We start from the raw sequence: 21731 nt of genomic DNA, 5'->3' as shown, positions 1-21731 counted from the left end.
CGCCGCTTTCCGTTTGTGTGCGGGCCCGCCTGGCCTGTGCTCTGCCCCGGGGCGGCATCGTCACCCCAGCAGCGCCCCCAGCCCATCCAGCAGCCAGGCAAACCCCGCCAGCCCTGCCGCAGCCAGAACCACCCCCAACCCGCACAGCAGGCATCCCAGACCGCTCCCCGGCCCGCCGGGATGCGGCCCGCCAGATTGTGGCCTGCCGGATTTCTGCGTCCGGTCAAACGCCTGCTTGTAGTGGGCGTAGCCCCGGGCGCCCTTGCCGTAAAACCCGAAATCCCAGTCCTTCATCCTGCCTTCCTCCTCCGCATGGGCGGCGCTCCGCCCCGTTCTGTCGGTTTGATTGTACCACAGGCCCGGTCCCTTTGGCAGGACTTTTTCCTCCCCTGCGGCTGCCGTCTCTGCCCATTTTCCGCCGCCGGGCCTCTCTCCTGTCCGCCCGGATGCCCCCGGTAAGGCTGCCCGCCTCTGCCGGTCAAGCAAATGCTTCATTTGCCAGGCAAACGCAAGCAAATCAAGCAAATGCTACTTTTGCTAAGCAAACGGTAGCAAATCAAGCTGTAACTGTTCCTGTAACTGTCCCTGTCCCTGTAACTGTAACTGTACATGTACATGTTCCTGTCTCTCTCATAGAGAGAGGCAAAAGACGCTGTGCGCCGGTGGCGGCACACACCGCCTTTTGCGAAGAGAGAGACGACTTCCACCGGTTTGGGATAGAACCCGATAACCAGCCCGGCCGGGAACCCCAAGGGCCCGTCCTGCTTGCAGGTCCCGCAGGAGCGGACGGGGGCACGGGGGACCATTGGAGGCCCGCCGGAAACCAAGGGCAGAGCGGGCAGGGGCTTTCCCGCCGGATATTTCCGGCAAAAAGCGGCAAAAGTCGGCAAAGGGCGGCAAAAGCGGCAAATGCCGGATTTGCCGCTTTGGTTTTCGGCAAAACCGGCTGTAACTGTCCCTGTAACTGTAACTGTACATGTACATGTTCCTGTCTCTCTCATAGAGAGAGGCAAAAGACGCTGTGCGCCGGTGGCGGCACACACCGCCTTTTGCGAAGAGAGACGACTTCCACCGGTTTGGGATAGGACCCGATAACCAGCCCCGCCGGGAACCCCAAGGGCCCGTCCTGCTTACAGGTCCCGCAGAAGCGGGCAGGGGCACGGGGCCATGGAGAGCCTGCGGGAACAGCCAGGGGCCGACAAGGCGGGGCCGGACAAAGCCGGGAGGGCGGCTTTTTGCGGCGCGGCAGGGCCGCAGGACGCACCGTGCAGCAGAAAGGAAAACGAGGCCCCTGGAAAGGTTTTGCCTCCCGGGCATAACTTTTCCCATCCAAACAACAAAAACCCCGCACAGAGGCTCTAAAGCCTCCATGCGGGGTTTTCAGTTGCGCCAGCAGGAGTCGAACCTGCGATGGGGGAGTCAAAGTCCCCTGCCTTACCGCTTGGCGATGGCGCATCGGACTGCACGGCGGTCCGCCAAAAGCGGGGCGCACCGTGCAGATAATTATTATACCGTGTCCGCCGGAGCGGACAAAAACCAGTCTGTGCGAAGCACATTCCTCTGGGTCAAATAACCGCCTTGGCGGTTATTATACCGTGTCCGCCAGAGCGGACAAAAACCAATCTGTGCGAAGCACATTCCTCTGGGTCAAATAACCGCCTTGGCGGTTATTATACCGTGTCTGCCAAAGCAGACAAAAACCAATCCGTGCAGAGCACGCACTTCTCGGTCCAATAACCGCTTTGGCGGTTATTATACCATGTCTGCCAAAGCAGACAAAAACCAACCCGTGCGAAGCACGCACTTCTCGGTCCAATAACCGCTTTGGCGGTTATTATAACATATTTGAGCACTCTGTGCAAGTGGGCCGGGGCGTTTGGCCCGGCATCACTCGATGAGGCCGTTGAGGAGGGTCAGGCACTTGCGGCTGTGGAGCTTGCGGATGGCCTTGGCCTCGATCTGGCGGACACGCTCACGGGTGACGCCAAAGTCGCGGCCCACTTCCTCCAGGGTGCGGGGACGGCCGTCGTCCAGGCCGAAGCGCAGGCGGATGACCTTCTCCTCGCGGGGGGTCAGGCTCTTGAGGGCCAGGTTGATCTGCTGGGCCACCATGGCGCGGTCAGCGGCCTTGCCGGGGGCCTCGGCGTTCTCGTCGGCCACGAAATCGCCCAGGGAGGAGTCCTCCTCCTCACCCACCGGGCTCTCCAGGCTGGCGGGCTCCTGCGCCATCCGCTGAATCTCCCGGACGCGCTCCACCGTCATGTCCATGGCCTTGGCCAGTTCCTCGGCGGTGGGCTCGTGGCCGTTCTGGTACACCAGCTGGCTGGTGGCCTGGCGCATCCGGTTGATGGTCTCCACCATGTGCACCGGGATGCGGATGGTGCGGGCCTGGTCCGCGATGGCGCGGGTGATGGCCTGGCGAATCCACCAGGTGGCGTAGGTGGAGAACCGGAAGCCGCGGGCGCAGTCAAACTTTTCGGCGGCCTTGATCAGGCCGATGTTGCCCTCCTGAATCAGGTCCAGGAACGCCAGGTTATGGCCCACATGCTTCTTGGCGATGGACACCACCAGACGCAGGTTGGCCTCGCTGAGGCTGCGGCGGGCGTTCAGGCCGTCCTGACGGGCCTTCATCAGCTCTTCCCGGCGCTCGTCGGTCAGGGGGCCGTCCTCGACGGCCTCCATGGCTTCCTTCACCTCGGCGGCCTCCTCGGCGGATTCCTCCGGGTTCTCTTTATCCTTGCGGTCCTCGGGGTCCAGATCCTCCTCCGGCTCCTCGTAGTCGGGGGAGTTCTCGTCCTCCTCAAACGAGAACCGGGCGGTGTTGCGCTTGATGTAATCGGGACGGTTGTACTTGCGGCGGTCGGCCTGCAGGATGCGGGCCGCCTCGGCGCCGGCATGAATCCGGCGGCTCAGCTCCACCTCCTGCTCCGCCGACAACAGCGGAATCTGGCCGATCTGCTTTAAGTAATTCTTGACGGGGTCGTCCAGCAGCTCATCCATCGCCGCCTTCAGGTCGGCGGGATTCTCCTCCAGACGGTCCTCCTCGGGCTCGTCGTAGTCGTCGTTGGCGCTGTTCTCGGCGCTCTCCACCTCTGCCAGGATGCCGTCCACGTCCAGGGATGCCTCGTTCTCCTGGATCTTGATCCCCCGTTCCTCCAGAATGGTGTACAGGCTCTCGGTGTCCAGGCCGCATTCCTGCGCCAGTGCGCGCACTTCGTCCGCGTTGACGGTCCCCTCGTTGGCGCCTTTGCGCAGCATCTCTTTTAAGGTCATGCCCATATTTCTCTCTCCTTTTTGCTCCAGAGGTCAGGCGGCGGGACGGTTCAAATCACCAGCCCGCCATTTACGCCGAACACCTGCCCCGTGATATACCCGGCCTCTTCCCCTGCCAGGAACAGCAGGGCCCGGGCCACCTCCTCTGCGCTGCCCAGGCGGCCCACCGGGGTTTCTTCCGCCAGGGCCTCCCGGTCCGCATCGGTAAAAGACGCCATCATATCGGTGTCGATGACGCCGGGGGCCACACAGTTGGCCGTGATGCCGCTGGGCCCCTCCTCCCGGGCCAGGGCTTTGGTCAGGCCGATCAGGCCGGCCTTGGCCGCCGAATAATGGACCTCGCAGCTGCCGCCAGTCTGGCCCCACATGCTGCTCACCGTGAGAATCCGCCCCCACTTGCGGCGGATCATCCCGGGCAGCGCCAGCTGGCACAGGTGGAAGGCACCGGTCAGGTTGACGTCCAGCATACGCTGCCACTCGTCGGGGGTGATGTCGGTGAAGAGCTTCTGCTGGGCGATGCCGGCGTTGCAGACCAGAATGTCCACATGGCCCAGGGCCGCGGCGGCCGCGGCAAACGCCGCCTCACAGGCCGAACGGCTGGCCACGTCGCACTGGAGGGCAATGCAGCCGGGCAGGCTGGCCTCCAGGGCTGCGGCGGCCTGGGTGTTGGTGTGGTAGAGCACCGCCACCCGATACCCCGCCTGATAAAAGGCGCGGGCTGCCGCTGCGCCGATGCCCCGGTCGCCCCCCGAGATCAACACCCCGCGGGCGGGGGTATGGCAGGGCTGCGGGGCGGAAGGTTCCGCCGCCGGCCGGGCCGGTGCGGGACGGGGCTCCGATGCAGTCGCTGCAGGGGGCTCCTCCACAGGCAGTTCAGGCGGCTCGGCTGCAGCCGGAGCCTCTGCGGCGGGAGCTTTTTCCTGCTCCGGCGCAAAGGACGCAGGCACGTCCTGTTTGGGCTGCGGGGCCGGTGCGGGTGGTTCCAGCTCAAAAGTCAGCTCAAATTCGTCTTCGTGCATAGGCTGTTTCTCCTGAAAGGTCGTTGGATACCCTGCCGCCCGCCGCCGCGCCGCCAATACTTTCCCTGCCGGAATCGCCGGCACTGCGGCATTTTTGGGCAAAAAAGCGGGCATTTTCTGCAAAATACCATCGTATATTATACACCACCGGCGCGAAAAAGGGAAGTGTCTGGCGGAAAATATTTTTTTCGGGGGCTTTCAGGGACGGCCGGGCGGGGTCCAGCGGGGCTTTTTGCCCCGTTCGGCCCGCAGCCGGGCAAAGAACGCGGCCAGCAGTTCCCCGGCCTCCTCGGCCCGCAGGCCCTTTTCCACCACCGGATGATGGTTGAAGGGCAGCGCGAACAAATCGGTCACCGACCCGCAGCACCCGGCCTTGGTATCGGCGGCGCCATACACCACCCGACGGAGCCGGCTGTTGATGATGGCCCCGGCGCACATGGGGCAGGGTTCCAGGGTGACGAACAGCTCGCACTCCCACAGCCGCCAGCCGCCCAGGGCCTTGCAGGCGGCGTCGATGGCCAGCAGTTCGGCGTGATGGGTGGCGTTGCGCTGGGTTTCCCGGGTATTATGGGCCGCCGCCACGATTTCGCCCCGGCGGACGATCACCGCACCCACCGGCACCTCTCCCAGTTCCGCCGCCTTTCTGGCTTCCTCCAGGGCAGCGCCCATCCATTCATAGTCACCCATTGGGGGCCTCTCCTTTCTTTATGATACAAAAACGGCGCTGATGCGCCACATCTACAGTTTGGCACAACAAGCGCCGCGACAAACATATACACCATGTCCTGCGGACGAAGGCGGCAGGATGCCGGTTTACCTTAGGTGCTCTCTTGCTTTTCGGCTTTGTTCGCTCCGCAGGGGCCGCCATGCAAATTTTCAAGCGGACCGCGTCCGGCACAGAAAATTGGAGCAGCTGCGACCCAAAGGAGGGAGGGTTCTTTTGTGCTTTGCCGCCCTGCCGCTAACGACTTCTTTCTTTTACCTTTTGATCGCTGCGCTAGGCCCAGAGGGAGAGGGAGGGGGTTTCGACTCCCCCTCCCTACCTCCGGGTTGCCGTTACCCAAATTTTCAGCGCGGGCCGCTGCCCGCTTGAAAATTTGGACGGCTGCCCCTGCTCCGCCTCGGCTGTTTCTGCCGCAGGCAGCGCCTCGGCTTCGCAGCCTCTGGACTCCCTACCCACCCTAACGACCAGGGCAGCTTTGGCCCGGCGCGTCCAGTGGACGAAACAGCCGGGCCGAAGCTGGCGCAGCGCTCCGGTTTTTGCAAGCGCCCTCCGCGGCGCGCCGCAAAAATCGGCTAAGCGCAAGAGGACTGACTCCTGGACCCACATGCCCGCCTTGGCGGGCTGGCGGTTCGGTGAGTCTTTGGGTGCTGTGGGGCGCAGACTTTGAAATTGCAAGGTAATCCCCTTTTATGATCTAAACCCACCCAACCGCCCAATAGCGGAACCCCTGCGGCCTGTGGCCGCGCCCCCTAACAGGGGCTCTAAACTTTTAACTTTCTTTTTCAGAGAATCAGGTCAAAACGGGCTTTGCATCGTACCCGGGCACAGCCCGGACGTCGAGTGAGCGCGGCAGAGTGTGCCGCCGGCTGGGCCTCATAAAGAGCGGCCAGAGTTCATGGTACCCAGTGAAAAGCTTTTTGGTTCCTTTTTCTCGAAAAAGGAACTTGCCGACTTTTCTTCCAGAAAAGTCGGTCAGGCGACGGCTTCCATGGTGAGGCGGCCAAGGAGAAGAACCAGGACCACCATCATCATGGGACGGATCACCTTGGCGCCGCCCTTGAGGGCCAGACGGGACCCGATGAGGTTCCCCACAATGCCGCTGATGGCGCAGGGAATGGCGATGTGGAACACCACCAGCCCCGAAGCCAGATAGGTCACCAGGCTGGCGTAGTTGCTGGCCAGGTTCAGGACCTTGGCGTTGCCGCTGGCCCGCCGCATATCAAACCCCATGATGGTGCTGAACGCAATGATGGCAAAGGTCCCGGTTCCCGGGCCAAACAGGCCGTCGTAACACCCGATGCCCACGCCGATGGCCAGGGCCTGGACCGCCCGCAGCCGGGTCAGGGCGCAGTCGCCGCAATCCCGGTCGGGGGCCTTCCACTGGGTCAGGATGATGACCGCCGCCACCGGCAGGATGCACAGCATCATCAGCCGCAGTGCCCCGTCACTGAGCCAGACTGCAATGTGGCTGCCGGCGGCGCTGCCCACAAAGCTGCCGGCCGCCGCCAGCAATCCCACCTTCACGTCCAGAGCGCCGCTGCGCAGGAACTTGCCGGTGGCAAAGGTGGTGCCGCAGGCGGCGCTGAACTTGTTGGTGCCGTAAGTATAGTGGACCGGCAGCCCCGCAAACAGGTAGGCCGGCAGGCTGATGAGTCCGCCGCCGCCCGCCGCCGAGTCCACAATCCCCGCAAAACCCGTCATGCAGATCAGAAAAAGCAGCATGGGGCCGCTTACCGTGATTTCTCCCATAAAATGTTTCCCCTCTCGTTTTTACCTTCCCTTACAGCCACAGCCGGCCCTCACAGGCCAGCACCTGGTCCAGGATCATCCGGCTCACCTTCGCACCGTATACCATGGCGGGGTGAGCGTTGTATTCAATGATGTCGTCAAAATTTTTATTCATCAGGACGATGACGTACTCCCCGTAGGGGGTGTGGACGATGCCGCCGTCGTTGCGGCATGCGTTCATGCTGCCGCTCTTGCTGGCCACCCAGATCAGCTCCTCCTCCCCGGTCTCCTCGCAGTCCAGGTAGTAGGGCGGGAAATTCCCGGTCAGCATGGTGTTGTAGTGCTGGGACCGGAAGATGGCCAGCATGTCGGCGCTGGCCTCCCGGCTCACCAGGGTCCCGCGGGCCACCCGGGCGAATAGGCCCGCATAATCCCGGGGTGTGGTGGTGCCCAGCTTGTCGTACCGGTCAAAGTGGAGGGGGTTGTGGAGCACCGTATGCTCAAACCCCAGCTCCTGAATGCACCGGTTGATCTCCTCCAGGCCCAGGTAGTCAATGATCATGTTGGTGGCGATGTTGTCCGAACAAATAATCATCATGGTGGCGGCGTCCTTCACCTTGAGGGCCGCCCCCACTCCCAGGGCCCGCAGCATCCCCGAGCCGTCCACAAAGTGTTCCGGCCGGTAGGTGACGGTGTCCTCCAGGCTGGCCTTGCCCCGGCTGGCCTGCAGGTACAAAGCCGCCAGGATATACGCCTTGATGGTGGAGGCCGTCTCAAAGGGTTCGTCGGCCCCCATCTCCACCGTATGGCCCTGCAGGTCGTCCACAAAGACGCTCATCTGGCCATGATAGGAATAGAGTTCCGCCGCAATCCGCTTTTCCAGGGTCATGTTCTGATCCATCTTGTATCATTCCTCGTCTGTTTTTCAGTTTGTAAATTTTATCCGTGTCCAACCGGTAGAATTCCGCCCGGATATTGCGCTCCGGTCACAGATTTTCCTCAAAGAACCGCCGGGCGTTGCGCCAGAAGATCCCTTCCACCTCGTCCTCGGTGAAGCCTTCTTTCCGCAGGGCGTCGGCCAGCAGGGGCATTTTGGCGCAGCTGTCCAGTTCCAGCGGCCCGCCGATGCCGTCAAAGTCGCTGCCCAGGGCGATCATCTGCACCCCGCCCACCTGCTTGAAGTGGGCCGCGTGTTTGGCGATGAGGGCGGCGGTGCTGCGGCAGAGAGCCGGGTCGGGCTGGTCGTCCAGGAAGGCGGTGCAGTAGTTCAGACCCGCGATGCAGCCCCGTTCGGCCATGGCCCGGATCATCTCGTCGGTGAGGTTGCGGCAGTGGGGGGCCAGCGCCCGGCAGTTGGAATGGCTGGCCGCAAAGGGCCGGGTGCTGTGTTCCACCACGTCCCAGAACCCCCGGTCGGACAGGTGGCTCACGTCCACAATCATGCGGAGCCGCTCCATCTCGGCCAGGAAGGCCAGGCCGGTGTCGGTGAGGCCGTGGTGGGCGTCGGGCGGGCAGGGCCACAGCTGGGGCCCCTCCGCCTTGACGTTGGAGGCCGCCAGCTGGTTGTCGTAGTTCCAGGTGAGGGTCATCATCCGGACCCCCAGCTCATACAGCCGCCGCAGAACCCCCAGGCTCCCCTTGCAGCAGCCGCCCTCCTCCACCGTCAGCAGGGCGCTGATCTTTCCGGCGGCGGCGTTGCGGGCGATGTCGGCGGCAGTGTACACCGGGGCGATCCGGTCGGGATAGGCCGCCATGATCCGCTTGAAGATGTCGATTTCTTCCAGGGCGGTGACCAGAGGGTCCTCCCCCGACCCCAGGTTCACAAAGGCCGCCAGGCACTGGAGCATATAGTCCCCGGCCTCCAGCCGGGTCAGGTCGATGTGGAGGTCGTTGTGTTCAAAATTCGCCGGCCGGCCTTCCTTTTCGGCGTGGCGCAGCTCGCTGAGGGTATCGCAGTGCAGATCCCATACTTTCATGGTGGGCGTCTCCCCTTTCACCGTTCAAAATATCGTGCCCACGGCTGTGAGCTTCCGGTCCAGATCCTCCCGGTAGAGGGGGCTGGCCGGGTCCAGGCTGTTGTACACCACCCCGCCGCTGGCCGCCGCCCCGGTGGAGTGGATGTACAGCCCCTCCCCCAGATAGAGGGCCACATGGCCGGGGAAATACAGGGTGTCTCCCGGCTGCATGGCGGCGCGGGGAATCTCCCGCACCGGCCAGCCCGGCTTGATGCTGGCGTTGCGGTAGATGAGGACCCCGTTCTGCATATAGACGTTGCTCACCAGGCCCGAGCAGTCCACCCCGGCCCCGGCCTTGCCGCCCCAGCGGTACTGGGCCCCCAGATACTTCCGGGCCGTCTCGCAGACCGCCCGGCGGAAGGCCCCTTCGTTCCCGCCGTGCCACCGGTCCAGCGCCCGCTGGACCAGCTGGCCGGGCTGAACGCCCAGAGCCTGGGCCAAAGCGTCGTCAAAGGGCAGGCCCTCCCGCTGGGTAAAGACGGCGTCCTCCTCCCAGGCCAGGGGTTCCAGAGACTGGTTCCAGGCCCAGGCGGGCCGGCCGTCCGCCAGCAGAACCCGGGTCCAGCCCTCCACCGGCTCCCCTTCGGGGGCCAGGCGGAGCCGGCTGCCCCGGCCCACCGTCAAAAGCCGGACCCCTGCCACTTTGGGGCAGGTCAGCAGGTCGGTCTCCCGGGCCGCCATCACCGACGGCGCGGACAGATAGGCCCGCAGCTGTTCCCCGGTCAGGAACAGCAGGTCTTCCCGGTCCACATAGCCGGGATAGCCGTAAAAGGTGCAGACCCGGACCATTCCCTCCCCGTCCGGGTGGTCCACCACCTGGCAGCTCTGGCCGTAGAAGCCCTCGTCCCCGATGGCGGACAGCAGCTGCCCGTCCTCGCCCGGACGGGTTTTCTCCGGCAGGTCGTAAATGGTGGCCGCCGGGCGGATAAACAGCGCGTATTGCACAGTGCAGCCCTCCTTTGTTTCACTCGGTCTATCATTGTAGCATCACGGGGCGAAAAATGCAACAAAACCGCGGACTTTCCCCTCTTGGGCCCCCGGCGGGGCCGCTTGACATCCGCCGCCGCTGCGCTATAATGAAAAAGCTGTGGCGCAATCATTGACATATCAACCATTGACACATCAAGAAAGGAGCCTTTTCTATGGAAAACGGCTTTCACATGCTGCTGTACCGGGCGTTCCACGCCCAGCGCGCCTGGCTGCGGCCGCGCCGCGCCGCCCTGGGCCTGGGCCCCGGCCAGCCCAAGCTGATCTGTTATCTGGCCCGGGAGGGTCCCTGCAGCCAGAAACATCTGGCCTGTTACTTTGAGGTGGACCCGGCGGCGGTCTGCCGGATGCTGGACTCGCTGGAAAAAGGCGGGTTCATCACCCGCCGGGTGGACCAGAACGACCGCCGCACCGGCATCGTCCAGCTGACCGAGGCGGGCCGGGCCGCCGCCGACGCCTGGCAGGAGGACTGCCAGGCCATGGAACAGCAGATGCTGCGGGGCTTTTCGGACCAGGAGGCCCGGCAGTTTGCCGACTACCTGCGCCGGGCCCGGGAAAATCTGCGGGCCGCACCGGCCCCCAAGGAGGAAACGCCGTGAAGGATTTGAAACGCCTGCTTCAATACATGGGCCCCTACCGCCGGGACATGGCCCTGGGGATGCTGCTGGTGGTGATCGAGAGCGCCTTTGAGATGTTCATTCCCATTCTCATGAGCCAGATCATCGACGCAGGGGTGGCCCAGCGGGATGTGGCCGTCATCCTGCGGATCGGCCTGGAGATGGCCGCCTGCGCCCTGCTGGCCCTCATCACCGGCCTGCTGTACGCCAAATACGCCGCCCGGGCCTCCTACGGCTTCGGCGCCCGGATCCGTCAGGCCCAATACGCCAAAGTCCAGGCCTACGCCTTCGGCAACCTGGACCACTTTGAGACCTCTTCCCTCATCACCCGGATGACCACCGACGTGTCGGTGGTGCAGAACGCCATCAACGGCGGATTCCGGCCCATGGTGCGGGGCCCCGCCATGCTGGTGCTGGGTGTGGCTTTGTCCTTCTATATGAGCCCCCGGCTGGCGGTGGTGTTCTTTGTCTGCGCCCCCATTCTGGGGCTGGTGCTGGTGTTGGTGGTGCGGCGGATCGCCCCCATGTACACCCGGCTCCAGCAGGCCATGGACCACCTGAACACGGTGGTGCAGGAATGCCTCACCGCCATCCGGGCGGTGAAAGCCTTTGTCCGGGGCCAGTACGAGGAGGAAAAGTTCTGCCAGGTCAACACCGAACTGATGAACGTGAGCCTCTCCACCTTCCGCACGGCGGTGCTCAATCTTCCGGCCTTCCAGCTGACCATGTACGCCGCCATGGTGATGATCCTGTGGTTCGGCGGGCAGATGATTCTGGCCGGGACCCTGACGGTGGGCCGCCTCACCAGCTTCCTCAGCTATGTGCTGCAGGTGATGAACTCCCTGATGATGATTTCCAACGTGTTTTTGCTGATGACCCGTTCCCTGGCCAGCGCCCACCGGATCGCCGAGGTGCTGGACGAGGAGGTGGAGCTCACCTCCCCCCAAGACGCCGTGAAGGAGATCCCCGACGGGGGCGTGGTCTTTGAGAACGTCTCTTTCAAATACCACCCCGACGCCGCCGAGTACGCCCTGGCGGGGATCAACCTGACCATCCGGCCGGGGCAGACGGTGGGGATTCTGGGCGGCACCGGCTCGGCCAAGTCCACCCTGGTGCAGCTGATTCCCCGGCTGTACGACGCCACCGAGGGCCGGGTGCTGGTGGGCGGACAGGACGTCCGCCGCTACGACCTGACCGCCCTGCGGGACGCCGTGGGCATCGTCTTACAGAAAAACGTGCTGTTTTCGGGGACGGTGCGGGACAACCTGAAATGGGGCAATCCCGACGCCGACGACGAGACCCTGTGGGCCGCCTGCCGGGCCGCCCAGGCGGAGGAATTTCTCCGCCGGATGCCCGGGGGCCTGGATGCCGACCTGGGCCAGGGCGGCGTCAACGTGTCGGGCGGCCAGAAACAGCGCCTGTGCATCGCCCGCACCCTGCTGAAAAAGCCCAAGATCCTGATTTTTGACGACTCGGTCAGCGCGGTGGACACCGCCACCGAGGCCAAAATCCGCAAAGCCCTCAGCGACCTGACCGGCGTCACCAAAATCATCATCGCCCAGCGGGTCACCTCGGTGATGGGCACCGACCAGATCGTGGTGCTGGAGGACGGGCAGATTCATGCTGTGGGCACCCACAGCCAGCTGCTGGCCTCCGACCCCATCTACCAGGAAATCTATCACTCTCAGATGAAAGGAGGCGGCGCGGATGCCGGCACGGCAGATCACGGGTAAAAAGCCCAAGAACTTCTGGCGCACCCTGAAAACCCTGCTGTCCTACATGGGGCAGCACAAATTCCTGTTTCTTGCGGTGGCGGTGCTGGTGACCATCAGCGCCCTGGGCAACCTGCTGGGCACCTATATGATCCGCCCGGTGGTGAACAGCGTGGGCGCCGGGGACGCCGGCGCCCTGGCCCGGGGGGTGCTGCTCACCGCCCTCATCTGCGGCATAGGCGCTCTGGCCGCCTTTGGCTACACCCAGACCATGGTCTACGCCGCCCAGAAAGTCCTGTACGACATCCGGCGGGACCTGTTCGCCCACATCCAGTCCCTGCCCCTGCGGTTCTTTGACACCCAGCTCCACGGGGACATCATGAGCTATTTCACCAACGACGTGGACACGGTGGCCGACGCGCTGAACAACAGTTTCGCCATGACCATCCAGAGCTTCATCCAGATGACCGGCACCCTGGTGATGCTGTTTGTGCTGAACTGGCGGCTGTCCCTGATTGTGGTGGTGGGCTACGCGGCCATGTTCCTGTACATCCGGTTCAGCGCCAAACGCAGCACCTCCTACTACACCACCCAGCAGGCGGCCCTGGGGGACGTCAACGGCTACATCGAGGAGATGGTCAGCGGCCAGAAGGTGGTGAAGGTGTTCAACCACGAGCCGGAAAACCTCCGGATCTTCGGGGAGAAAAACGAGACCCTCCGCAAGGCCGGCACCGGCGCCCAGAGCTACGCCGCCACCATGGTGCCGGCGGTGGTGAGCATCTCCTATATCAACTACGCCGTGGTGGCGGTGGTGGGCGGCCTGATGGTATTGAACGGCATGACCGACATCGGCAGCCTGTCCAGCTATCTGGTGTTTGTCCGCCAGGCCGCCATGCCCATCAACCAGTTCACCCAGCAGAGCAATTTCCTGCTGGCGGCCATGGCGGGCGCCGAGCGGATTTTTGAGGCCATGCGGCTGGACCCCGAGGTGGACGAGGGGAAAATCCGTCTGGTGAACGTCCGGGAGAAGGACGGCGTCCTCACCGCCTGCGACCAAAAGACGGGGCTGTGGGCCTGGCAGAAGCCGGACGGCGAACTGGTGCCCCTGCGGGGGGATGTGCGGTTCCACGATGTGAGTTTCGGCTATGAGCCGGGCCATCCCATCCTGAAAAACGTCAGCCTCTACGCAAAGCCGGGCCAGAAGATCGCCTTTGTGGGCTCCACCGGCGCCGGCAAGACCACCATCACCAACCTGATCAACCGGTTCTATGACATCGACGCCGGCAGCGTCACCTACGACGGCATCGACGTGCGGGACATCTCCAAGGATTCCCTCCGCCGGTCTTTGGGCATCGTCCTGCAGGACACCCACCTGTTCACCGGCACCATCGCCGACAACATCCGTTTCGGCAAGCTGGACGCCACCCGGGAGGAGATCATCCGGGCGGCCAAGGTGGCCAACGCCGACTCCTTCATCCGCCGCCTGCCCCAGGGCTACGACACCCGCATCACCTCGGACGGTGCCAGCCTGTCCCAGGGCCAGCGGCAGCTGCTGGCCATCGCCCGGGCGGCGGTGGCCGACCCGCCGGTGCTGATTCTGGACGAGGCCACCAGTTCCATCGACACCCGCACCGAGTCCCTGATCGAAAAGGGCATGGACCAGCTGATGGAGGGCCGCACCGTCTTTGTGATCGCCCACCGCCTGTCCACCGTCCGCAATGCCAACGCCATCATGGTGCTGGAACAGGGCCAGATTGTGGAGCGGGGCGACCACGATGCCCTGCTGGCCCAGAAGGGCGAATACTACCAGCTCTACAACGGCATGTTTGAGTTGTCCTGACCTTAATACGCCAAAGCGCCCGCCTCCGTAAAACCGGGGACGGGCGCTTTTGTTTTCGGGCCGACACGAAGCCCCCCGCAGAGGCGTGCACTCTCTGCGGGGGGCTTCGGGCTAAGAGGAAAGACAGCCGGCGCGGCCGGACCGGTCCACGCAGTCAGGGCGCAGGCTGGCGGAGATGGCGTGCATCAGCCCCGGCGCTGGACGTAATAGGCGTATGCGCCGATGAGGTTGGCGTCGTTGTAGTACTTGCAGGTGACCACCTGGGCCTCGGGCATCCCGTAGATGGCGGCCATCCGGTGGAGCTGGTCCAGGTTTTTCTGGAGGGATTCCATCAGCTTGGGCTGCTGGGAGATTCCGCCGCCGATGACCACCCGCTCGGGGTCATAGATCAGCTGCAGATTGCGGATCATCACCGCCAGCTGGGCGGTGAACCGGTCCAGGGCCATGCAGACGGCGGGGTCCCCCTCGTTCACCCAGCGGAACACGTCCTCGCCGTTGATGGAGGCGGGGTCCACCCCTTTGGCGTAGGCGGCGGTGGTAATCAGCTTGCTGCTGCCGTTGAGGCCGCACCAGGTGTGCTCGATGGTCTCCACGTGCTCGTCCATGCTGATGGTGCTGAACTCACCCGCCGAGAAGTGCTTGCCCATACGGACCTTGCCGTCCTGGATCAGGGCGCCGCCGATGCCGGTGCCCAGCACAATCACCACACCGTCGGCGCAGCCGGCCAGGGAGCCCCAGGAGGCCTCCGCCAGGGCGGCGGCCTTGGCGTCGTTCATCACCGTCACCGGCACGCCGCAGCGGGCTTCCAGCTCCTGCACCAGCGGGAAATCCAGGCCCAGTTCCAGGGCGCCGGTGGTCTTGCAGATGCCGGCCTCGCTGTCGATGATGCCGGGATAGGAGATGGCGATGCCCTCCACCTGGCCCCGGAACTGCTCATAAATCCCCGCCATGGCGTCCAGATGGGCGCTGCGGGAGCCGTGGGGCGAGGGGACCTTGCCGTGATGGGTCAGGTTCCGGTCCGAATCAATCAGCGCGTATTTGATGGAGCTGCCGCCCACATCCAATGTAAGACAAATCCCTGCCATGGTGTCCCTCTCTCAATCGTTGCTCAGGTCCTCGCCGTTGGTGGCGATGACCTTCTTGTACCAGTAGAAGCTCTTTTTCCGGCTGCGGGCCAGGGTGCCGGTGCGGTCGTTGTGCTTGTCCACGTAGATGAAGCCGTAGCGCTTGTCCATCTCGCCGGTGCCGGCGCTGACCAGGTCAATACAGCCCCAGGGGGTGTAGCCCATCAGGTTGACGCCGTCCTCTTCCACCGCCTTCTTCATCTCGGCGATGTGCTGCTGGAAGTAGGCGATGCGGTAGTCGTCCTGGATGGAGCCATCGGGCAGGACGGTGTCGTAGGCGCCCAGGCCGTTCTCCACGATGAACAGGGGCTGGGTGTAGCGGTCGGTCATCCAGTTCAGGGCGTAGCGCAGGCCCACCGGGTCGATCTGCCAGCCCCAGTCCGAAGCCTGGACGAAGGGATTCCGGGTCAGGTCGGTGCTCTCGCGGTAGTCGTAGGCGGGGTTGTCGTCCTTGTGCTGGATGGCAAAGGTCATGTAATAGCTGAAGCCGATGTAATCCACACAGCCTTCCTTCAGGATGGCCAGGTCCTGGTCGGTGACGTCCATCTGATAGCCCTTGCGCTCCCAGTGCTTGAGGATGTTGGGAGGATAGAAGCCCTTGGCGTGGACGTCCATGTAGTAGAAGCGGCGCTGCATGGCCCGCTCGGCCATCATGACGTCCTCGGGCTTGCAGGTGGCGGGATAGATGGGGGTCATGGCGATCATGCAGCCGATCTGGAAGTCGGGGTTGATCTCATGGCCCACCTTCACGGCCTCGGCGCTGGCCACCAGCTCATAGTGGGCGGCCTGGTACATCAGGTACTCGTGGTCCTCGCCGGGCTTGCAGATGAAGCCGGAGTTGAAGTACATGCTGTTGTCGTGGCTGAAGTTGGCCTGGTTGTTGATCTCGTTGAAGGTCATCCAGTACTTGACCTTGTCCTTGTACCGCTCAAAGCAGGTGCGGGCGAACCGGACAAAGAACTCGATCATTTTGCGGCTGCGCCAGGAGCCGTACACCTCGGTCAGGTGGAGGGGCATCTCGAAGTGGCTGAGGGTGACCACCGGCTCAATGCCGTACTTATGGCACTCGTCAAAGAGATCGTCGTAGAACTTCAGGCCCTCCTCGTTGGGGGTCAGTTCGTCGCCGTTGGGGAAGATGCGGGTCCAGGCGATGGAGGTGCGGAAGCACTTGAAGCCCATCTCGGCAAAGAGGGCGATGTCCTCCTTGTAGCGGTGGTAGAAGTCGATGGCCTCGTGGTTGGGGTAGAACTCCCCTTCCTGGATGCCGTCGGTGACGCGGCGGGGGGTGTGGACGTCGCCGGCGGTGACCACGTCCACAATGCTCAGGCCCTTGCCGCCTTCACGGTAAGCGCCTTCCAGCTGGTGGGCGGCCACGGCGCCGCCCCACAGAAAATCCTTGCTAAAGCTCATAACGATACGCTCCTGTTGTTGAAGACCCGTCCCCTGGTACGCCGAAAGCCCTGTCCTTCCAAATGGTGTTTCGGCGGGGGCAAAGCTTACTTCTTGCCAGCCAGCTTGAGAGCGAACTCCACGACCTTCTTGCCGTTCATGGTGCCGTAGTCCACCATGGGGATCACGTCCACGGGCACGCCCTTGGGCTCGCAGATCTTCTTGGCGTCGGCCAGCTTGTAGCGGATCTGGGGGCCCAGCAGAGCCACGTCGATGCCGTCGGTCTCCTCGCGCATCTTGGTCTCGCCGGCGGCCTCGATGTCGGCCTCAATGCCCATTTCCTTGGCGGCGGCGCGCATCTTGGTGACCAGCAGGCTGGTGGACATACCGGCGGCGCAGAACAGACGAATCTTAAACATAGAACACACTCTCCTTATCTTCTTCTCAAAGGTAAACCTTTTGCCAGACAGGTTCAGCCGGCCATCTTCTTGTACACTTCGATGAACTTCTCGGCCAGATCAATGACCACCATGGCGGTCATCAGGTGATCCTGGCCGTGGCACATCAGCAGACTCATCGGCACCGCATCGCCGTTGATCTCCTTCTGCACCAGCTCGGTCTGGAAGTTGTGGGCCGCGTTGATGGTGTCGCGGGCGGCTGCGATCTTGGCGACAGCCTCCTCGAACTGGCCCTGCTCGGCCAGGCCGATGGCCTCCATGGCCAGGCTGCGGGCTTCGCCGCTGTTCACCACCAGATTCATTACGATGGCATCGGTGAGATTCTCGTCCATTGCACGTTTCTCCTTTCTGTTTTTTGTTTTTTGTGGACCTTGGCGGGGCGCCCGGCCCCGCTTGCTGAAGCCAGTATAATCCGTTTTTTGCCCTTGTCATCGTTTTTCAGGGCAAAAATAACCGGTCAACCCCAAGATAACTTGTTTTTGAACGGCAACGATTCGTTTTTTCTTTTGTGCAATGTCTGCAATTTCACTCCCTGCCGTTCGATACTTTTGACCAATTTCTTCACAGCCTGTTTTTTGGGCGGGCGGTTTTGTTTTTGTTCCGGTGCATAAAAAAACACCCCGGGGCTCCGGGGTGGCGGGTGTGTTTTCAGGTTGCGGGCAGCACGGCCAGGCCGGAAGCGCCGTCCTGATCGGGCCGGGCCTGGTACATCCGGCGGCCGATCATCTCCAGCAGGCAGAGCACCGGCGCCTGGCAGGTGAGCTGAAAGTATCCGTCCACCCGCACGTCGGCCATATAATAGTTGAGGTTCAGATCGCTGATCTGGGCCAGAGTGCAGCTGGCGCTGTTGGTGAGGGAGATGAGGGTACAGCCCCGCTCCTTGAGCTGGCGGGCCATGTCGATGACCTGGCGGGTCTCCCCCGACACCGACAGGGCGATGACCACCACGCTGTCAAAGCGGGCCTGGGTGGTCATGCAGGTATTGATGGGGGTGAAGGGGTCGTCGATGAAGGTGGCGAAATACCCCACGTTGCACAGGTACCGGGCGCCGTACTGGGCCAGGATGCTGCTGGTGCCCACCCCGATGAACAGGATGTGGCCCGCGCCGCGAAGCAGCTGGACCGCCCGGTCCACCTGGCTCTGGATGGCGGGGGAGGACAGCCGCACCAGGAAATCCTGCAGCGCGGCGATGTCCAGGTCGGCCACATCCTTTTTGTCCTGCAGCAGCTCCTGTTTGAGCTGGAGCTTGAACTCGGTGTATCCGTCGCAGCCGAACTTTTTGCACATATGCAGCACCGTGGTGGTGGAAACATGCGCCTGGGCCGCCAGCTCCCGGATCTTCATGTAGATGACTTTTTCGCGGTTTTTGGTGACGTAGTTGTAGACGGCCATTTCCAGCGCGTTCAGGCTCTGGATTTCTTCGTGGGAAAACAACAGTCCTCGACCCCCTCGCCCCGCGGGCGCCCCGCCCCCGGGTCATTTTTACACCCATTGGGTAGATTTCGAAACATTTTTCTGTTTCATTTTAACATAACCGCCCTGTTTTGACAACCGCCCTACTTTTCTCCGATCCAGATGGTGACGGTCAAACCGTGGGGAGAGGTGTTGGAGAAGGACAGGCGGCCCCGGTGGGCCTGGACAATCTGGCGGACAATCCGCAGGCCCAGGCCGTGCTCTCCGGCGGGGTCGGCGGGCTGGGTGCTGGCCAGGGGCCCGCCCCGGTTGAGGGTCTGGAGCTGGGCGGGGCTGACCCCGCAGCCGTCGTCGGCGATGATGAACAGGCAGCCCGCCGCGGTGGCGGGGGCGGGGGCCACCGTCACGGTGATCCGGCAGCCGCCGGGATTGTGGCGGATGCAGTTGCGCAGCAGGTTGGAGAGCATCCGGTCCAGCAGGGCCGGGTCCCCCGCCACCGGCAGATGGCGGCCCGGGTGGGCCTCCATGAAGGTCAGGGTGTAGCAGTCGGCCAGGCCGTCGTTGAGCACCTCGCTCACCGCCTGGCGGGCCAGCTCCACCCCGTCCAGCTTTTTCCGGTCGATGGGCCGCAGAGCGTATTCCAGCCGGGTGGTCAGATTCAGGTCGGCCACCAGGCTGGTGAGCTTTTCGCTCTGGCGGCGGATGGCCCCCGCCTGTTCCCGGGCCCAGGGCGGCAGTTCCCCGCTCTCCTCCAGCTCGCTGGCATACCCCAGTATCACCGACAGGGGGGTGCGGATGTCGTGGGAGATGCCCCGAATCCATTCGGCCCGGGTGTTGTCCTTGCGGGTGATGTAGGCGGCGGCCCGGTTGAGGCTGGTGTTGATTTCGGCCAGCTCGCCGTCCTCCTGGAGGCGGACCGGCTTGCCGTCGGCCAGGCTGCGGATGGCGTTGAGGATGGGGCCCATGGCCTTTTCCACCCGCCGGGCGCTGTGGATGAACAGCACCACCACCAGCAGCACATTGATATAAAAGATGCCGCAGGCCAGGGTGGTGAGGAAATCGTAGTAGTCCCGGCCCAGGGAGACGTAATACTTGGCCATGGAGCCCTTGGGCCGGCCCACCACCGCCAGGCTGCCGTCATCCAGGGCCCAGACGGTGACCGGCCAGTCCTCCAGATACCACCGGCTGAACTGGGCGATGTCGCCGGAGGAATAGGCCCGGGGCAGCTCGGCGGGCATCTGGTATTCCCAGGCCACCTGTCCCGCCGGGCTGAGGACCATGGCCCAGGCCCGCTCCTCTTTCAGCATCCCGATGGCCTCGGGGTCGGCCTGCCAGCTGCTGCCGCCGCCCTGGAGATGGGCGCAGAAATCCACAATCTGAAACCGGTCCGAAGGGCCTTTCACCTCGCTGATCCCCAGTAGCACCACCAGCACCGCAATGTTGGTGAACAGCAGCAGGGCCAGCAGGCCCACGGTGGAAAAGACATACCGGCGGAAAAAGCGTCGAACAGGATTCATCGGCCCGCCCCCTTGGCGTCGGGCAGATCCAGCCGGTAGCCCAGGCCCTTCACCGTCACGATGGACACCGGACGAGAGGGGTTCGCCTCCATTTTTTCCCGCAGATGGCGGATGTGGGTGGCCAGGGTACTCTCGTAACCCTGCCAGACCGGCCCGCAGACCGTCTCGCACAGGGCGCCGGTGGTGACGATGCGGCCGGCGTTCTCGTACAGCTTGCGGAACAGCTGCAGTTCCTTGGCGGTCAGGGGGAAAGTCTGGCCGTCCCGGCGGACGGCGGCGTTCTCGATGTCCACCTCGGCGGCGGCCAGCCGGACCCGGTGCCCGGTGGCGGGGCTGGTGCGCCGCAGGATGGCCTGGGCCCGGAACAGCAGTTCCCGGGGCAGGAAGGGCTTGGCCAGATAGTCGTCGGCCCCGCTCTCAAAGCCGGTGAACTTGTCCTCGGCCTCGCTGCGGGCGGTGAGCATCAGCACCGGCACGCTGCTGGTGCGGCGCAGTTCCCGCAGCACCGAAAACCCGTCCATCCCCGGCATCATCACGTCCAGAATCACCAGGTCCGGCCGCCGTGCGGCGCACAGGGCCAGGGCCTGGGGGCCGTTCCCTGCCGTCATCACCTGGCCGTAGCCGGCCCGGACAAAAATCCCCCGCACCATCTCCAGCAGTTCCGCTTCGTCGTCCACGATCAGGATGGTTTTGTCCTCATTCATCCCGTTTCACCTCCAGCCCGATGGCATCCGCCCCTTCCCGGGGGCCGGCCGGGAGGGGCTGCGGCGGCCCAATCTGCCGCCTGAATCAAATCCATTGTACCACAAGGGCCGTCCCCTGCCTACGGCCCCGGGGGAATCTCAAGGGAAAATCAAGACCATCCATCTTTGAGTTTCGCTGGAAATTCCCCCGCCGCCGTAGTCAAAACCGCCTGTCCTGCGTTATAATAAGCGAGGCGGAGCCCTGTTTTCCGGACGGGCCCGCCCGGACGTCCCGCAGAGCTGCGGCCCTGCGGGCAAAGGGAGCCCGTCTCCCCATTCTGTCAAAACGCCTACATACGAGGTATGATTGTTATGCGATTTTTCCTGAACCTGCTCAAGCGGCTGCTGGTGTTGGCGCTGGCGGCCGCGCTGGTGGCGGGCGGCCTGCTGACCGTCCGGGGCTACCAGCTGTACCGCCGGGCCCTGGAGGACCAGAGCCTGGAAGCCACGGTGGACGCCATCCGCTCCGCCCCCGATTACGCCCCCCTGAGCGACCTGCCCCAGCTGTATCTCAACGCGGTCATCGCGGTGGAGGACCACCGCTTCACCCAGCACGGCGGCATCGACCTCATCGCCATCACCCGGGCGGCCATCTACGACCTGGCCACCGGCACCCTGGACCAGGGCGGCAGCACCATCACCCAGCAGGTAGCCAAAAACCTGTTCTTCACCCAGGAGAAGGAGTTCACCCGCAAGATCGCCGAGGTGTTCATGGCCTTCGCCCTGGAGCGCCATTACACCAAAGGGGAAATTCTGGAGCTGTACGTCAACACCATCTATTTCGGCGACGGCTACTACGGGGTCACCGAGGCCTGCGCCGGCTATTTCGGCAAGACCCCCGCCGAGATCACCCCCTACGAGGCCACCCTTCTGGCGGGCATCCCCAACGCGCCCTCGGTCTACTCCCTCAGCGCCAACCCCGACCTGGCCAACCAGCGCCAGGACTATGTGGTGCGCCAGATGGTGAAATACGGCTACCTCACCGACCAGGAGGCCGCCGCCCTCTGACCGGCCCCTTCCTCCCATCCAAAGCAAAACCGCCGCCCCGGTTTCGGTGAAGTGACCCCAAAAAGTTAGACAATATTTGAAAGCAAAAATTGTTTAAGCAGCCGAAAGGGCTTGTTGTCTGTGAATAGCAGGCGGCAAGCCCTTTAGTTTTGTCTTAATTCTGC

At 63.7% G+C, this 21731-nt stretch carries 19 protein-coding genes and 1 tRNA gene; 4 read left to right on the top strand and 16 right to left on the bottom strand.

Annotation, left to right across the window (positions count from 1 at the left end; translation table 11 throughout):
- Positions 1–60 precede the first annotated feature (60 nt).
- The 9 genes from B5G28_RS10570 to B5G28_RS10525 all read right to left on the bottom strand — a co-directional run bounded on the left by B5G28_RS10570 (position 61) and on the right by B5G28_RS10525 (position 9704).
- A complete protein-coding gene (locus tag B5G28_RS10570) occupies positions 61–294 on the bottom strand; it encodes a hypothetical protein (protein ID WP_087248586.1) in 234 nt (77 codons plus the stop codon).
- Positions 295–1384: 1090 nt separating this feature from the next.
- Positions 1385–1455: transfer RNA gene (locus B5G28_RS10565), tRNA-Gln, on the bottom strand.
- A 432-nt stretch (positions 1456–1887) separates the two neighbouring features.
- Positions 1888–3279: a sigma-70 family RNA polymerase sigma factor gene (locus B5G28_RS10560; RefSeq protein WP_087248584.1), complete on the bottom strand. Its 1392-nt coding sequence runs from the start codon at positions 3277–3279 to the stop codon at positions 1888–1890.
- A 44-nt stretch (positions 3280–3323) separates the two neighbouring features.
- Complete coding sequence (locus B5G28_RS10555) at positions 3324–4292, bottom strand: SDR family NAD(P)-dependent oxidoreductase (protein WP_087248582.1); 969 nt, start codon at positions 4290–4292, stop codon at positions 3324–3326.
- Between the two features lie 198 nt (positions 4293–4490).
- Positions 4491–4979 (bottom strand): nucleoside deaminase, encoded by a 489-nt coding sequence (locus B5G28_RS10550; protein ID WP_087248580.1) that lies wholly within the window; start codon positions 4977–4979, stop codon positions 4491–4493.
- Positions 4980–5988: 1009 nt separating this feature from the next.
- Positions 5989–6765 carry a TSUP family transporter gene (locus tag B5G28_RS10540; RefSeq protein ID WP_087248576.1) on the bottom strand — a complete coding sequence of 259 codons (777 nt, stop codon included), beginning with the start codon at positions 6763–6765 and terminating at the stop codon, positions 5989–5991.
- A 31-nt stretch (positions 6766–6796) separates the two neighbouring features.
- On the bottom strand, positions 6797–7645 hold the full coding sequence (locus B5G28_RS10535) for a serine hydrolase (protein ID WP_087248574.1): 849 nt from the start codon (positions 7643–7645) through the stop codon (positions 6797–6799).
- Between the two features lie 85 nt (positions 7646–7730).
- Positions 7731–8720, bottom strand: coding sequence for a dipeptidase (locus B5G28_RS10530; RefSeq protein WP_087248572.1), 990 nt, complete (start codon positions 8718–8720; stop codon positions 7731–7733).
- Between the two features lie 24 nt (positions 8721–8744).
- Positions 8745–9704 (bottom strand): C40 family peptidase, encoded by a 960-nt coding sequence (locus tag B5G28_RS10525; RefSeq protein WP_087248570.1) that lies wholly within the window; start codon positions 9702–9704, stop codon positions 8745–8747.
- 197 nt (positions 9705–9901) lie between these two features.
- On the opposite strand from B5G28_RS10525, the gene B5G28_RS10520 reads away from it, so the two are divergent.
- From B5G28_RS10520 to B5G28_RS10510, 3 genes are read left to right on the top strand one after another with little or no spacing between them, the layout of a single operon-like run.
- Positions 9902–10345 (top strand): MarR family transcriptional regulator, encoded by a 444-nt coding sequence (locus B5G28_RS10520; RefSeq protein ID WP_087248568.1) that lies wholly within the window; start codon positions 9902–9904, stop codon positions 10343–10345.
- Positions 10342–12096, top strand: a complete 1755-nt coding sequence (locus B5G28_RS10515; protein WP_087248566.1) for an ABC transporter ATP-binding protein — start codon at positions 10342–10344, stop codon at positions 12094–12096. The genes B5G28_RS10520 and B5G28_RS10515 overlap by 4 nt, the downstream gene beginning before the upstream one ends.
- Positions 12071–13915, top strand: coding sequence for an ABC transporter ATP-binding protein (locus B5G28_RS10510; protein ID WP_087248564.1), 1845 nt, complete (start codon positions 12071–12073; stop codon positions 13913–13915). Before B5G28_RS10515 ends, B5G28_RS10510 begins: the two co-directional genes overlap by 26 nt.
- A 185-nt stretch (positions 13916–14100) precedes the next feature.
- Here the strand turns inward: B5G28_RS10510 and B5G28_RS10505 are convergent, their stop codons facing one another.
- From B5G28_RS10505 to B5G28_RS10475, 7 genes are all read right to left on the bottom strand, one after another.
- Positions 14101–15000: an ROK family protein gene (locus tag B5G28_RS10505; RefSeq protein WP_087248562.1), complete on the bottom strand. Its 900-nt coding sequence runs from the start codon at positions 14998–15000 to the stop codon at positions 14101–14103.
- Positions 15001–15012: 12 nt separating this feature from the next.
- Entirely contained in the window at positions 15013–16449 is a 1437-nt protein-coding gene (locus B5G28_RS10500) for a 6-phospho-beta-glucosidase (RefSeq protein WP_087248560.1), read from the bottom strand.
- 86 nt (positions 16450–16535) lie between these two features.
- Positions 16536–16847, bottom strand: coding sequence for a PTS sugar transporter subunit IIB (locus B5G28_RS10495; protein WP_087248558.1), 312 nt, complete (start codon positions 16845–16847; stop codon positions 16536–16538).
- Positions 16848–16900: 53 nt separating this feature from the next.
- Positions 16901–17218, bottom strand: a complete 318-nt coding sequence (locus tag B5G28_RS10490) for a PTS lactose/cellobiose transporter subunit IIA (protein WP_087248556.1) — start codon at positions 17216–17218, stop codon at positions 16901–16903.
- 316 nt (positions 17219–17534) lie between these two features.
- Positions 17535–18320: a MurR/RpiR family transcriptional regulator gene (locus B5G28_RS10485; RefSeq protein WP_087248554.1), complete on the bottom strand. Its 786-nt coding sequence runs from the start codon at positions 18318–18320 to the stop codon at positions 17535–17537.
- Between the two features lie 122 nt (positions 18321–18442).
- Positions 18443–19816 carry a HAMP domain-containing sensor histidine kinase gene (locus B5G28_RS10480; protein WP_087248552.1) on the bottom strand — a complete coding sequence of 458 codons (1374 nt, stop codon included), beginning with the start codon at positions 19814–19816 and terminating at the stop codon, positions 18443–18445.
- Positions 19813–20520 carry a response regulator transcription factor gene (locus B5G28_RS10475; RefSeq protein WP_087248550.1) on the bottom strand — a complete coding sequence of 236 codons (708 nt, stop codon included), beginning with the start codon at positions 20518–20520 and terminating at the stop codon, positions 19813–19815. Before B5G28_RS10475 ends, B5G28_RS10480 begins: the two co-directional genes overlap by 4 nt.
- Positions 20521–20871: 351 nt before the next feature.
- Between B5G28_RS10475 and B5G28_RS10470 the strand changes: the two genes are divergently transcribed.
- The gene (locus tag B5G28_RS10470; protein WP_087248548.1) at positions 20872–21567 is read left to right on the top strand and encodes a biosynthetic peptidoglycan transglycosylase; all 696 of its coding nucleotides are present in this window, start codon (positions 20872–20874) and stop codon (positions 21565–21567) included.
- The last annotated feature ends 164 nt before the right edge of the window (positions 21568–21731 follow it).

The organism is Faecalibacterium sp. An77 (assembly GCF_002161315.1).
GTDB lineage: Bacteria > Bacillota > Clostridia > Oscillospirales > Ruminococcaceae > Faecalibacterium.
The sequence above is the reverse complement of the archived record's forward strand: the minus strand, read 5'-3'. Positions and strand labels throughout refer to the sequence as shown.

Coding starts and splice junctions, on each gene's coding strand:
- B5G28_RS10570 (WP_087248586.1), bottom strand. CDS start 294: ATGAAGGACTGGGATTTCGGGTTTTACGGCAAGGGCGCCCGGGGCTAC.
- B5G28_RS10560 (WP_087248584.1), bottom strand. CDS start 3,279: ATGGGCATGACCTTAAAAGAGATGCTGCGCAAAGGCGCCAACGAGGGG.
- B5G28_RS10555 (WP_087248582.1), bottom strand. CDS start 4,292: ATGCACGAAGACGAATTTGAGCTGACTTTTGAGCTGGAACCACCCGCA.
- B5G28_RS10550 (WP_087248580.1), bottom strand. CDS start 4,979: ATGGGTGACTATGAATGGATGGGCGCTGCCCTGGAGGAAGCCAGAAAG.
- B5G28_RS10540 (WP_087248576.1), bottom strand. CDS start 6,765: ATGGGAGAAATCACGGTAAGCGGCCCCATGCTGCTTTTTCTGATCTGC.
- B5G28_RS10535 (WP_087248574.1), bottom strand. CDS start 7,645: ATGGATCAGAACATGACCCTGGAAAAGCGGATTGCGGCGGAACTCTAT.
- B5G28_RS10530 (WP_087248572.1), bottom strand. CDS start 8,720: ATGAAAGTATGGGATCTGCACTGCGATACCCTCAGCGAGCTGCGCCAC.
- B5G28_RS10520 (WP_087248568.1), top strand. CDS start 9,902: ATGGAAAACGGCTTTCACATGCTGCTGTACCGGGCGTTCCACGCCCAG.
- B5G28_RS10510 (WP_087248564.1), top strand. CDS start 12,071: ATGCCGGCACGGCAGATCACGGGTAAAAAGCCCAAGAACTTCTGGCGC.
- B5G28_RS10505 (WP_087248562.1), bottom strand. CDS start 15,000: ATGGCAGGGATTTGTCTTACATTGGATGTGGGCGGCAGCTCCATCAAA.
- B5G28_RS10500 (WP_087248560.1), bottom strand. CDS start 16,449: ATGAGCTTTAGCAAGGATTTTCTGTGGGGCGGCGCCGTGGCCGCCCAC.
- B5G28_RS10495 (WP_087248558.1), bottom strand. CDS start 16,847: ATGTTTAAGATTCGTCTGTTCTGCGCCGCCGGTATGTCCACCAGCCTG.
- B5G28_RS10490 (WP_087248556.1), bottom strand. CDS start 17,218: ATGGACGAGAATCTCACCGATGCCATCGTAATGAATCTGGTGGTGAAC.
- B5G28_RS10480 (WP_087248552.1), bottom strand. CDS start 19,816: ATGAATCCTGTTCGACGCTTTTTCCGCCGGTATGTCTTTTCCACCGTG.
- B5G28_RS10475 (WP_087248550.1), bottom strand. CDS start 20,520: ATGAATGAGGACAAAACCATCCTGATCGTGGACGACGAAGCGGAACTG.
- B5G28_RS10470 (WP_087248548.1), top strand. CDS start 20,872: ATGCGATTTTTCCTGAACCTGCTCAAGCGGCTGCTGGTGTTGGCGCTG.